The following is a 12,144-nucleotide window of genomic DNA, read 5'->3' as shown; positions in this document are numbered from 1 at the left end:
CCACAGGCTAGCGGCTAGCGCTGCCCACCTGTGGGAGCGGGCTTGCCCCGCGATAGGGAGCGCGCAATTACAGGCAGGCGTACACCACCAGCTCCACCAGCATTTCCTCGCGCGCCAAACCGGCCACCACGACGGCGGCGCGGTTGGGGTAGGGCGCCTGGAAATACTGGCCGTACAGGCTGTTGACCGTGGCCAGGTAGCTGCGGTCGGTGACGTAGATCAGCACCTGTGTCACGGCGTCCAGCGAGCTGCCTGCGGCTTCCAGGGTGTGGCGCAGGTTGTCCAGGGTCTGGCGGGTCTGGGCTTCGATGCCGCCGGCGACCACCTGGCCCTGGGCGTCGATGGGGATCTGCGCGGTATAGAGCGTGCCGTTGCCGACGACAGCCCATTCCAGCGGGGCCTTTGAGGCGAACAGGTCGGTTTTGATGGCGTATTTCATGGGTCGGTTCCTGAAAGGTGGACACGCGGGTCAGTCGGCATCGCTGCCGCCGCCAGCGCCATGTCGGCGCGAGGCTTCGGTGCTTTCGACCAGGATGTGCTCGGCCAGCTGCTTGAGCCGCTGCCAGGTCTGCTCGCCGACGGTGAAGCCGTCGGTGGGCAGGGCTAGGGGAACGGCTACGGGTCCGGTGTGCCGGGCAGGCCGGTTGAACAGCACCGTGATGCACTGTTCGGGCGTGGTGGAGGCGACCTGTTCATCGCTGTGCAGCGCAGGGCGGACGGCACCGGCGGCGAAAGTCGCCACGTGTTGCTGGCGGGCATCGCCCCAGCGGGCCTGCACCTCGAGCCCCAGCTCCGCGGCCCGGCTCAGGTAGCCCAGCAGCAACAGGCGGTTGTGGCACTGGTGGATGCGCAACAGCGCCTGGCCAGTGCGCAAGGCCTTGCCCAGCGCCAGCTCCACCGCGGTCGCGGCACAGCGCAGCACGCTCTGGCCCTGGGCGTCGATCACCAGCACGGCGCTGTCCTCGTAGCGCAAGGCGTAGGGGCGGTCGGCTTCCCGTTGCAGGTAGTCCAGGGCTTTGGCCACGGTGCCGAGGCCATCGAGGCCTTGCAGGTGCAGCCAGCCGACCAGGTCGGCGGCATCCTCGCAATCGCCGGCGGCAAAGCCCATGCCTTCGAAGGCCTTGCGGCACATCACCTGGATTTCATTGAGCGATACACGCATGGTCACAGGCCTCCTTGCGGCATGACTGCGAAGTTCCAGTCGTCCGCGAACGGTTGGCCGATCTCGCTGACCAGCGGCGCGCCCTGGAACAGCGTGATGCGGACCCAACGGCTGGACTTGGGGTCGAACTTGCCGGCACCGAAGAACGCCAGCTTGCAGCGCAGCAGGTGGATCGGCAGCATGTCATGGGCCAGCAGGTTGGCGCGTATCTCGCCATAACGGGACTGCGCCATGCCTTGCAGGCGGCGCACCGTGCCCTTGAACGCCGGCTGGGCGATCAGGAAGTGCGCGGTCAGCGCCTGGGGCTGGGTACGCAGGTGCTCGAGCACGGCGGCGTGGCAGCGCTGGAGATTGCGCGCGATGCCCAGTTGCATCTCCTTCTCGGCTCCCGGCTCCTCGGCGCGCATGCCGAGGCGAGGCTCTTCTTTTTCAGCCGAGCGATACCAGAAGAAGTGTTCGGCGTCCTCGTCGCTGAAGTCATAGGCCAGGGCCCAGTCGTACTGCTGCTCGATCAGCGCCCGCAACTGCACCAGGGGCATCTGCGCATCCAGGCGCCAGCCTTCGACCACGCCCATCTGGTCGGCAAGGGGGGTGACCTGTTCGGGGTACAGCTCCAGCAGCAGGCTGACCAACAGCTCCTGGCAACCCAGGCCCCCGTGGGCCTCGCTCCATGCCAGCAGACGAGGCCAGAGGTCGGCGCTCGCCGGTTGGCGTTCGAGCCATTCGGCCAGGGCGTCAAGCTCGGCCAGGGTGCACTGGTTTTGCCCATGCTGGCGCGGGTCTTCGGTCAAGGTCTGGGCAAGGTGCTGGCGGGCGCGCTGCAGCAGCGTATGCAGGCGCGTCAGGTGGGCGGGCTCGGCCGCTTGCGACAGCACCTGGGCCAGTGCGGTTTCGCGCACGCTGACCCAACGTTCCACCAGTTGCGGGTGGTTGACCAGAAAAGGCGCCATGCCCAGCCCTGTGGCGTTGCCGACGCCCAGGTAGCGTTGCAGCGCCGGGGCCAGCTTCACCGCCCGTTGCGGGTCGAGCGCCCGGGCCATGTGCTCGATCTGCTCGATGCTGAAATGGCGCAGCAGGTACACAGTGAACATCTGCGCCGCGAATGGCTGGTCGAAGTCCGGGTTGCCTTGCAGGCAGGCAAAGTCGGCGATGCCGAACTTGCCGTTGCCGTAGACGGCGGTGGTGCGGTAGAGGTAGCCGACCTCGGCCAGCTGGCGCGGGTCCGGCTGGCTGCCTTCGGCCAGCGCCGTCAGGAATCGGTCGAAGTTGCGCAGGCTGCGGTTGGCCCGCGACAGCACCAGCACCCGGGCATCGAAGCGCCCGGCCTCCTGCAGCGGTACGTTGCGTGCAAGGTCGGCCAGTTGCGCCTCGTCCACATCCCCGGCCACCAGCACGAAGGTCACGTCCCACTGGTCGGCGATCACCCGGTCGCTGCGTTTCTCCGGCGGCAAGTAGGCCGAGAACAGCACGCAATGGTAGTGGGCGTTCGGTGTGTCGATACGATAGATGGCGGTGCCGAAGCCCTCACCGTCGAGGTCGAAGCGGCTGCGTTGGACCTGCCAGCGCTGGTTCATCATCCGCCGCATGCTGCTGCGCACGAAGCTCAGCGGGCTCTGGAAGTGGCTGCCCAGCCGGGCCAGGTCCATGACCTGGCTGGCGGGGCGCAGCGTGGGCGTTGCAAGCACGGTGTTGGACATTGTCGTTGTACCTGGATGCCTCATGTTCAGATGCCTTGTTCGCGGGCCATGTGCCGGGCGATGCGTACCGCATCCCACAGCGCTGGCAGGATCACCAGCGACACCGGCACCGCAGTGATGACAATGAAGGACTGCAGGGCCGTCACACCGCCCGCGCCGATGGTGATCAGCACCACCGCTGCCAGGCCCATGCCGATGGCCCAGAAGCCGCACAGCCACTTCTTCGGTTTGTCGGTGCTGGACATCGCCAGCGCCACGGTGAACGCCATGGCATCGCCATTGGTGGCCACCGAGATGAAGCTCAGGAACAGGAACAGCGCGCTGACCAGGCCACCGAGCGGCAGGTTCTGGGTCACGCCCAGCAGCAGGTCTTCAGGCTGTGAACCGTGGGCAGTGACGATACCTGGGGTCTGTAGTTCCAGGCCGATGCCCGCGCCACCGACCACGGTGAACCAGAACATGGTCACCAGCGGGGCGATGATCGACAACGTCATGATGATCTCGCGAATGGTGCGGCCCCGCGAGATGCGCGCGACGTACAGCGCCACCATGGGCGCGTAGCCGATGAACCAGCCCCAGTAGAACACCGTCCACCAGTCCAGCCACTTGGGGTCGGCGCGGAACATCGTCATCGGGATGAAGTGCTCCACGTGCAGGGCGAAGGCTGCCGGGAAACCGCCGAGGATGAACAGCGTCGGGCCGAACACCACCATGAACACGGCAAGGCCAAGCATCAGCCACACGTTGATCTCGCTGACGAAGCGGATGCCCTTGAGCCCCACCAGGCACGAGACGGTGTACATCAGCGTGACCAGGATGATGGTGATCGATTGGGTGACGATGCCGTTGGGCACGCCCCAGACGGTATGCAGTGCGCTGCTGATCTGCAGACCGAGGAAGCCGATAGGGCCGATGGTGCCGGCCACCACGGCGACGATCGAGGCGGCGTCGGCCAAGGTGCCGATAGGGCCCTTGAGTGCCCGCTCGCCGAACAACGGGTAGAGCAGGGTGCGCGGTGCCAGTGGCAGGCCCTTGTCGTAATGAAGATGCATCAGCACGATCGCCAGCAGGCTGCCGAGCACCGCCCAGGCCAGAAAGCCCCAGTGCACGAACGACTGTGCCAGGGCCGCGGTAGCCGCTGCTTCGCTGTTCGGCTGCAGGCCTGCGAACAGCGGTGGCGGACTGGCGAAATGCATCAGCGGTTCGGCGGCGGCCCAGAAGGCGCCGCCACCGGCCAGCAGGGCGCACATGATCACCGCGATCCAGTTGAAGGTGCTGATGTCCGGGCGCTGGGTGATGCCACCCAGGCGCACGCGTCCGCATTTGGAGAAGCCGATCGCCAGGCTGACCACGAAGGTCGCCAGCATCAGGACTTGCCAGTACAGGCCGAAGGCCTTGGTCGACCAGGCGAACAGGGTGTTGACCAACGCCGAGACGGCGTCGATGTCGATCAGCGCGGCGAGCAGGAAGGCGCCGAGGAAACCGCCGCTGATCAAGAACAGCGGCCAGTCGATGTCGCGTGCCAGCGGCAGACGCATGGCCTGGCCTTCAGCCTGCAGGGTGGTTGGGTTTTTCATGAAGCCTCCGGAACCTGCGATTGTTGTTATTGTTGATGCTGTCCGTGCGGTGGGCTCAGGCCTGCGCCGTGGTGGCGGTCTCCAGCAGGCGCAACCAGTTCAGGCCCATGATGCTGCGCACGTCTTCCTCGGCGAAGCCTCGGGCGCGCAAGCCCTGGGCGATGTTGGGGAAGTCGCGGCTGTCGCGGAACCAGGGCAGCGGTGCGGGCCAGTTGGCGTTGTCCTTGGAGCCTTCGCCGTAGTCCTTCTCCTTGCTCCAGCGGCCGTTGCGCATCCACTCCAGTACGGCCAGCGGTTGCGCCTGGCACAGGTCGGTGCCGATGCCGATGTGCTCGACGCCCATCAGGTCGGCGGTACGCGCGACCATGTCGCAGAAGCTCTCCAGGGAGCACTCCGAAGCGCCCTTGAGATGGAACGGGTAGGTGCTGAAGCCCAGCAACCCGCCGGACTCGGCGATGGCACGCAGTACCGCGTCGGACTTGTTGCGCTTGGCGGCATGGAAGCTCGACGGGTTGGCGTGGGAGATGATCACCGGCCGGCTGGACAGTTCGATGGCCTCCAGGGTGCTGCGCTCGGCACTGTGGGACATGTCGATCAGCATGCCGACCCGGTTCATCTCGGCGATCACCTGGCGGCCGAAGCGGCTGATGCCGTTGTCTTCACGCTCGTAGCAGCCGCTGGCCAGCAGGCTCTGGTTGTTGTAGGTGAGCTGCATGATGAACACGCCCAGCTGGCGGAAGACCTCCACCAGGGCGATGTCGTCCTCGATGGGCGAGCAGTTCTGGAAACCGAAGAAGATCCCCACCCGGCCTTCCTCGTGGGCCAGGCGGATGTCGCTGGCCGTGCGCACCGGGCGGATCAGCTCGGGCCAGGTTTCGAAACGGCGGTTCCACTCGCCCAGGCGCGACAGGGTCTCGCGGGCGTTCTCGTGGTAGGCGATGGTGGCGTGTACCGCGCTCAGGCCACCGGCCTGCATCTGCTGGAATATCTCCGGGCTCCAGTTGGAATACTGCAGGCCGTCGATCATCAAGAGGTCGTGCATGGCGGGTATTCCTTTCAGGGGCGCAGGTAGGTGGTCTTGACCACGGTGTAGAAATCGCGGGCGTACTGCCCCTGTTCCCGTGGGCCGAAGCTCGAGGCCTTGCGGCCGCCGAACGGCACGTGGTAATCGGTGCCGGCGGTGGGCAGGTTGACCATCACGCAGCCGGTCTGGGCGCGGCGCTTGAACTCACTGGCGTGGCGCAGCGACTGGGTGATGATGCCGGCGGTGAGGCCGTAGCGGGTGTCGTTGAGCGTGGCCAGGGCCTCTTCGAAGTCCTGCACGCGGATTACGCAGGCGATGGGGCCGAAGACTTCCTCGCGGTTGATGCGCATGTCGTTGCGGCTGTCGATGAACAGCGCCGGGCGCATGTAGTAGCCGTCGGTCTCCAGTTGCAGGCGCTCGCCGCCCTCGACCAGGGTGGCGCCTTCGGCCTGGGCCAGGCGCAGGTATTCCAGGTTCTGTTCCAGTTGGCGGGCTTCGGCCACCGGGCCGATCTGCACGCCGGCGTGCAGGGCATGGCCGACCTTGAGCTGGCGCATGCGCAGGCGCAGGGCTTCGACGAAGCGGTCATGGATCGCGTCGCAGACGATCAGCCGCGAAGACGCCGTGCACTTCTGCCCGGTGCCGAAGAAGGCGCCGTTGAGCGCGCATTCCACCGCCAGGTCGAGGTCGGCGTCGTCCATCACCACCAGCGCGTTCTTGCTGCCCATCTCCAGCTGGCAGCGCACTAGGTTGCCGGCAGTGGCCATCGCCACGTGGCGACCGGTCTCCAGCGAGCCTGTGAAGGTCAGGGCGTCGATGTCGGCCGACTGCACGAGGGTTTCGCCGACGCTGGCACCGCTGCCCATGACCAGGTTGAAGGTGCCCTCCGGCAGGCCCTGGCGGCTGATGATCTCGGTCAGCGCCCAGGCGCTGGCCGGCACCAGGTTGGCCGGCTTGAACACCACGGTATTGCCGAAGGCCAGGGCCGGGGCGATCTTCCAGGCGGCGGTGGCCATGGGGAAGTTCCACGGGGTGATGACGCCCACCACGCCCACCGGCTCGCGGTGCACTTCGATGTCGATGCCCGGGCGCACGGATGCGGCGGTCTCGCCCATCTGGCGCAGCACCTCGGCGGCGTAGTAGTGGAAGAACTGGCCGCTGCGGTGAACCTCGCCGATGCCTTCGGCCAGCGGCTTGCCTTCTTCCCGTGAGAGCAGTTCACCAAGCTCTGCCTTGCGGGCGATCAGCTCGTCGCCGATGGCCATCAGCACCTGCTGGCGAGCCTCCAGGCCGGTAGCGGCCCAGCGTGGCTGCGCGGCGCGGGCGGCCTGGATGGCCTGCCGGGTCTGTTCGGCGCTGGCCTGGTGGTAGCGGCCGATCAGGTCGCCAGTGTCCGAAGGGCTGTGGTTGTCGATGGTGGCGTGGCCTTCGCACCACTGGCCATCGATGTAGTTCTTGTAGGTGTTGAGTGACATGGATGAAAGCCTCCGTTTGCCTGGCTTCCATCATGCGAGCAATATGGTGCAAATAAAAATTAATAAAAAAAATGCTTTGATAAGGATCGCTAACCATGTTGCCCGAGCTGAAGATCGCCCAGCTGCGCTATTTCGTGCTGGTGGCCGAGTTCAAAAGCTTCCACGCCGCTGCACGCCAGGCCTACCGCACCCAGCCCGCGATATCGCTGGCGGTGCGCGAACTCGAACAGAAACTGGGCCAGCCCTTGGTGGAGAAGGGTGGCGGCCGGGTCGAGCTGACGCCCTTCGGCGAGCATTGCCTGCCGCTGTTTCGCGGCTTGCTCGAACACCACGACCGAATCGCCCGTGAGGCCACGTTGCTGGCCCGGCACGAAATCGGCCAGGTCAGCATCGCCACTGTGCCGTCGGTGGCCAGCCGGCTGTTGCCTGGGCCATTGGCGCGTTTCGTTGCCGAGCACCCGAACGTTCAGGTGAGCATCCAGGACGGCACCGCCGAGAACGTCCAGCAGCTCCTGGCCCAGGGGCGGGTGGATTTTGCGATCAGCAGCCTGTGGGTGACCGACGAACAGATCGACTTCGCGCCGATCCTGCACGACCAGGTGGGCGTGGTCTGCCGGGCCGACCACCCGTTGGTGCAGGTGGAACAGGCGCTGCACTGGTCACAGCTGCGCGGCGTGGCGATGATCGGCAACGGTACCTCGCGCCTGCTCGAAGGCACCGAGGCCGAGTGCTTGCTGGAACACAGCCGGTTGTTCGTCTCGAACATGATTTCGTTGATCGCGATGCTGGAGGAGGGCGCGGGCATCAGCACCTTGCCCTACTTGGCGTTCCCATTGGAGAACGAAAAACTCGCGTTCCTGCCCTTGGCTGAGCCGAAGGTCGAGCGCCAGATCGGCATGCTGACCCGTAAGGGGCGCAGCCTGTCGCCGGCGGCGGGGGCGTTGATGGCGTTCTTGCGGGCGCACCTGCCTGGCGCCGAATGAAGCCAGGGCTACGCTGCCGTCAGCGAGCCAGTGGCTAGCACTTCAGCCGTGCATATACGGCCCAGGCTCCGCTTGCTTCGTGGGAAATCACCCAGCCCTTTGGGCTGCGCTGTCGTGCAGAGAACAAGCGGCCATTGCTGCCCCCTGTGGGAGCGGGCTTGTCCCGCGATCAAGGGCGAAGCCCTTGCCAGGCGACGGTAATATCGGGCCCGGCCTAATCGCGGGACAAGCCCGCTCCCACAGGATGCCGCAAATCAAATGGTCATGCGTTGTTCTATGAGAGCTGGCGGAGCCTGCGATGGGCCGCAAAGCGGCCCCTTGGGTCTGGAAGGGCTCCACCGTTTGAAAGCTTGGGGCTGCTTTGCAGCCCATCGCAGGCTGTCGCCAGCTCCTACAGAGGGGGCTACAAATCCTGATCTGGATGGGTCAACGCGAGGTCTCGATGCGCAGTACCTCGGTATAGATCGCATCGACCGTCTGGCCGATCTGCAGGTTCTTCATGCGGGCCTGCAGGTCCGGGTCCTCGACCTTGACCACCTGCACCTTGCCCTCAGGCGGCAGCAAGGTCACCTCGTGCTTGTCCAGGTCGATCTTGCTGATCTTGGACGTCACCTTGACCTGGCGGAACGCCTCGCCGCCCGGGTTGGGGTTGTCCTTGGTGGCGCGGATGGTGCCGGCTTCCTCGCTCATCTTCGGTGCGCCACCGACGTCGGTATTGAGCTGGTAGGCCACCGCGCGGGTCACGTAGATGTCCACCTTGTCGCCGACCTTGAGGTTGGGCAAGGCCTTGGCCTTTTCGGTGAGCTGGAACGTCACCGGGTTCTTGTTGGCCCCTTCGACCGTCACCAGGTAGTTCGGTGCATCCACCGCCAGCACCTGGGTGGAAACATGGCTTTCCAGGGCCTCGCTGCCCAGCGGCAGGTTGGCGGCGAAGGCTGTGGCGCAGGCCACGGACATCAGTGAGGCGAGGGCGACGGAGCGAATAGCGTTCATTGGGCTTCTTTCCATGTGATCGGTTCCAGTTAGGCGTGCGTTGCGCACGCCCACCAAGCGTAGCCAGCCAATGGCGATATGCCTGCAGGGGTGCACCTGAGATTTTAACGAGGAATTATTTAGCGCCCCGTTGTATCTGATGCCATAGAACTCGCTCAGCTACAGGGACTGGCCATGAAACCACGGAAAAAAACCGTCAAGCCGATCGGCTTGAAAGACATCACCATCGTCGACGATGCCAAGATGCGCAAGGCGATCACCGCCGCCGCGCTGGGCAACGCCATGGAGTGGTTCGACTTCGGCGTTTACGGGTTCGTCGCCTATGCCTTGGGCAAGGTGTTCTTTCCCAATGCCAGCCCAGGCGTACAAATGATTGCCGCCCTGGCGACCTTCTCGGTGCCGTTCCTGATACGCCCGCTGGGCGGGCTGTTCTTCGGCGCCCTGGGCGATCGCTACGGTCGGCAGAAGATCCTGGCCGCGACCATCGTGATCATGTCCCTGAGCACCTTCGCCATCGGCCTGATTCCGTCCTATGCCTCGATCGGCATCTGGGCGCCGATCCTGCTGTTGCTGGCCAAGATGGCCCAGGGCTTCTCGGTGGGCGGGGAATACACCGGGGCGTCGATCTTCGTCGCCGAATACGCGCCCGACCGCAAGCGGGGCTTCCTGGGCAGTTGGCTGGACTTCGGCTCGATCGCCGGTTTCGTGCTCGGTGCAGGCCTGGTGGTGCTGATCTCCACCATCCTCGGTGAAGCGCGATTCCTCGACTGGGGCTGGCGCCTGCCGTTCTTCCTGGCCTTGCCATTAGGGCTCATCGGCCTGTACCTGCGTCACGCGCTCGAAGAAACCCCGGCCTTCCAGCAGCATGTCGACAAGCTCGAGCAGGGCGACCGCGAAGGCCTGGCCTCGGGCCCGAAGGTCTCGTTCAAGGAAGTCGCCACCCAGCACTGGCGCAGCCTGCTGACCTGCATCGGAGTGGTGATCGCGACCAACGTCACCTACTACATGCTGCTGACCTACATGCCCAGCTACCTGTCCCACAACCTGCACTACAGTGAAGACCACGGTGTGCTGATCATCATCGCGATCATGGTCGGTATGCTGTTCGTACAGCCCATGATCGGCCTGCTCAGCGACAAGTTCGGCCGCCGGCCCTTCATCATCGCCGGCAGCGTGGGGCTGTTCGTCCTCGCCATCCCTGCCTTCATGCTGATCAACAGCGGCGTGCTGGGGGTGATCTTCGCAGGCTTGCTGATCCTGGCGGTGCTGCTCAATTTCTTCATTGGTGTCATGGCCTCGACGCTGCCGGCGATGTTCCCCACCCACATCCGCTACAGCGCCTTGGCCAGTGCCTTCAACATCTCGGTGCTGATCGCCGGCCTGACCCCGACCATCGCCGCCTGGCTGGTGGAGGGAACCCACAACCTGTACATGCCGGCCTACTACCTGATGGTGATCGCCGTGGTCGGCCTGGCCACGGGTCTGTCGATGAAGGAGACCGCCAACAAGCCCTTGCGTGGTGCGGCGCCGGCGGCCTCGGACATCGAGGAGGCGCGCGAGCTGCTGCAGGAGCACCACGACACCATCGAGCAGAAGATCGAGGATATCGACGCGCAGATCGCCGAACTCGAAGCCAAGCGCAAGCTGCTGGTGCAGCAACACCCTCGCATCGAATAATGGCTGGCTACGCCAGGCCGAAGAACGCCAACCCGCTCAGGATCGATCGATTGGTGGATGATTTTCGCGACTGGGGCCGGGACGACTGGCTCAAGGCGCTGGATGCCAACATGGTCACGCCCATCGAACTGATCAAGGCGGTGGTCGATGGCATGGCCGAGCGTGGTTTCGGGCGGGTGGTGAACATCACCTCCGGTGCGGTCAAGGCACCGATCGATATCCTTGGCCTGTCCAATGGCGCGCGCAGCGGCTTGACCGGTTTCATCGCCGGGCTTGCTCGCCAGCAACGTCTGGCCGGGCGCAACGTCACGCTGAACAATCTCCTGCCAGGCGCCTTCGACACCGCTCGCCTGCAAAAGACCCTGCAGGCTGCGAGCCAGGCCAGCGGTGACCTGCAGGCGACCACTCAGGCCCGTCGTCAGGCGATTCCGGCGGCGCGTTTCGGCAAGGCCGAAGAGTTCGGGGCGTATTGCGCGTTCCTGTGCAGCGCCCACGGTGGCTATATCACCGGGCAGAACCTGCTGATCGACGGCGGGGCGTATCCAGGGACGTTCTGACAGGCTTCGGGCATCAAGATGCCCGAAGCCGAAATGAGAGGGGTATCAACGACGATAGTAACGGTGGTCGTAATGGCGGTAGTCGCGGTCGTAGCGATGGTGCATGGCGCGATAGTGGTGGCGCTCCCAGTCGCGGCGGCGCTCTGCAGCTCGGCGGGCCTGCTCGCGGCGCCATTGGTCGCGACGCCAATCACCTCGGCGGTCGTGCCAGCGGCCATCGTGGTCGCGCCAGTAACGGTCGTCGTGGGCGAGCAACGGTGCCGATTGCAGGTCGGCGGTGCTGGCCAGGTTGGCCCAGGGGTTGTCGGCGGCCTGGCGCGGTGCCTGGATGGCTGCGACGTGCGTGGCCGCAGCAGGGGTGGACGCCTTCATTTGCGTTGCTGATGCCGAGCCCATTGCCGCGAACGCGAACAGGCCGAGCAGCACTATCCGTGGGACATGGAATTTCATGAGCGAAGACAACCTCTGGTGGACAATGGGGTGTAGCCGGCTGGCAAATGATCTGCCGAGCTTCGTGCCTATCCACATAGACCGATAAATAGGAAAAAGTTCTAGCCAGGCGCGTACAAATAGCTGCCGGGGCATTCTGTGAATGCAGCCATGAACAGAAACGCCACCCGTTCGGGTGGCGTTCTGGTGGCGTTCGGTGTCAGGCGATAGTGGCCCCGGATCATCTGGTTCAGCTCGCACACCGGATGCCACTTCAAGGCGCCTTCCTTTGCCTTGGGCGGAATGCGCTCGGCACCGAGGATCGCGCCCATGTGCGGGCAATAGGCATCGAAAGCCCCATAGTCCCAATGGCCGATGCCTGCTCGGTGATCGCTGCCGAGAATGGGTTCGCACTCGTCCAACCAGACGTAGCGAGGAAAGGGTGATGATCGATCTGGGCGCGAACGTGATAATCGTGACTGGCGCCGCAACGGGCATTGGCTGTCGGGCTGCGTTGAACGTCGCCAAGGCAGGTACACTGCCTGGCAAGCCTCATGCAATCGGCCAGAG

General features: G+C 65.0%; 11 protein-coding genes and 1 pseudogene. 3 read left to right on the top strand and 9 right to left on the bottom strand.

Going from position 1 to position 12,144, the window contains the following annotated elements; translation table 11 throughout:
- Nucleotides 1-67: 67 nt before the first annotated feature.
- Genes K8374_RS14970 through K8374_RS14945 form a run of 6 tightly spaced genes read right to left on the bottom strand, consistent with a single transcriptional unit; the run spans nucleotide 68 to nucleotide 6,935 of the window.
- On the bottom strand, nucleotides 68-439 hold the full coding sequence (locus K8374_RS14970; protein ID WP_224456222.1) for a RidA family protein: 372 nt from the start codon (nucleotides 437-439) through the stop codon (nucleotides 68-70).
- Nucleotides 440-469: 30 nt separating this feature from the next.
- Nucleotides 470-1,162 carry a DUF3726 domain-containing protein gene (locus tag K8374_RS14965; RefSeq protein WP_224456221.1) on the bottom strand — a complete coding sequence of 231 codons (693 nt, stop codon included), beginning with the start codon at nucleotides 1,160-1,162 and terminating at the stop codon, nucleotides 470-472.
- Between the two features lie 2 nt (nucleotides 1,163-1,164).
- Complete coding sequence (locus K8374_RS14960; protein ID WP_224456220.1) at nucleotides 1,165-2,859, bottom strand: hypothetical protein; 1,695 nt, start codon at nucleotides 2,857-2,859, stop codon at nucleotides 1,165-1,167.
- A 26-nt stretch (nucleotides 2,860-2,885) separates the two neighbouring features.
- Nucleotides 2,886-4,436 carry a BCCT family transporter gene (locus tag K8374_RS14955; protein WP_224456219.1) on the bottom strand — a complete coding sequence of 517 codons (1,551 nt, stop codon included), beginning with the start codon at nucleotides 4,434-4,436 and terminating at the stop codon, nucleotides 2,886-2,888.
- Nucleotides 4,437-4,491: 55 nt separating this feature from the next.
- Nucleotides 4,492-5,478, bottom strand: coding sequence for a dipeptidase (locus tag K8374_RS14950; RefSeq protein ID WP_224456218.1), 987 nt, complete (start codon nucleotides 5,476-5,478; stop codon nucleotides 4,492-4,494).
- A 14-nt stretch (nucleotides 5,479-5,492) separates the two neighbouring features.
- Entirely contained in the window at nucleotides 5,493-6,935 is a 1,443-nt protein-coding gene (locus K8374_RS14945) for an aldehyde dehydrogenase family protein (RefSeq protein ID WP_224456217.1), read from the bottom strand.
- A 95-nt stretch (nucleotides 6,936-7,030) separates the two neighbouring features.
- Here K8374_RS14945 and K8374_RS14940 point away from each other — a divergent pair, with 95 nt between their 5' ends.
- Nucleotides 7,031-7,918 carry a LysR family transcriptional regulator gene (locus K8374_RS14940; RefSeq protein WP_224456216.1) on the top strand — a complete coding sequence of 296 codons (888 nt, stop codon included), beginning with the start codon at nucleotides 7,031-7,033 and terminating at the stop codon, nucleotides 7,916-7,918.
- 426 nt (nucleotides 7,919-8,344) lie between these two features.
- Here K8374_RS14940 and K8374_RS14935 read toward each other — a convergent pair whose 3' ends face one another.
- Nucleotides 8,345-8,911 carry a hypothetical protein gene (locus K8374_RS14935; RefSeq protein ID WP_224456215.1) on the bottom strand — a complete coding sequence of 189 codons (567 nt, stop codon included), beginning with the start codon at nucleotides 8,909-8,911 and terminating at the stop codon, nucleotides 8,345-8,347.
- 174 nt (nucleotides 8,912-9,085) lie between these two features.
- Between K8374_RS14935 and proP the strand changes: the two genes are divergently transcribed.
- Both proP and K8374_RS14925 read left to right on the top strand, forming a co-directional pair.
- Nucleotides 9,086-10,588: a glycine betaine/L-proline transporter ProP gene (gene proP / locus K8374_RS14930; RefSeq protein WP_224456214.1), complete on the top strand. Its 1,503-nt coding sequence runs from the start codon at nucleotides 9,086-9,088 to the stop codon at nucleotides 10,586-10,588.
- 59 nt (nucleotides 10,589-10,647) lie between these two features.
- Nucleotides 10,648-11,145: pseudogene (locus tag K8374_RS14925) on the top strand (SDR family oxidoreductase); the annotation flags it as partial.
- Between the two features lie 45 nt (nucleotides 11,146-11,190).
- Here K8374_RS14925 and K8374_RS14920 read toward each other — a convergent pair.
- Together K8374_RS14920 and K8374_RS14915 are read right to left on the bottom strand one after the other, a co-directional pair.
- On the bottom strand, nucleotides 11,191-11,595 hold the full coding sequence (locus tag K8374_RS14920; RefSeq protein ID WP_224456213.1) for a hypothetical protein: 405 nt from the start codon (nucleotides 11,593-11,595) through the stop codon (nucleotides 11,191-11,193).
- A 101-nt stretch (nucleotides 11,596-11,696) separates the two neighbouring features.
- A complete protein-coding gene (locus K8374_RS14915) occupies nucleotides 11,697-11,996 on the bottom strand; it encodes a hypothetical protein (protein WP_224456212.1) in 300 nt (99 codons plus the stop codon).
- Nucleotides 11,997-12,144: the final 148 nt, after the last annotated feature.

The organism is Pseudomonas sp. p1(2021b), from assembly GCF_020151015.1.
Classification (GTDB): Bacteria; Pseudomonadota; Gammaproteobacteria; order Pseudomonadales; family Pseudomonadaceae; genus Aquipseudomonas; species Aquipseudomonas putida_K.
This window is presented reverse-complemented; position numbering and strand designations above follow the sequence as displayed.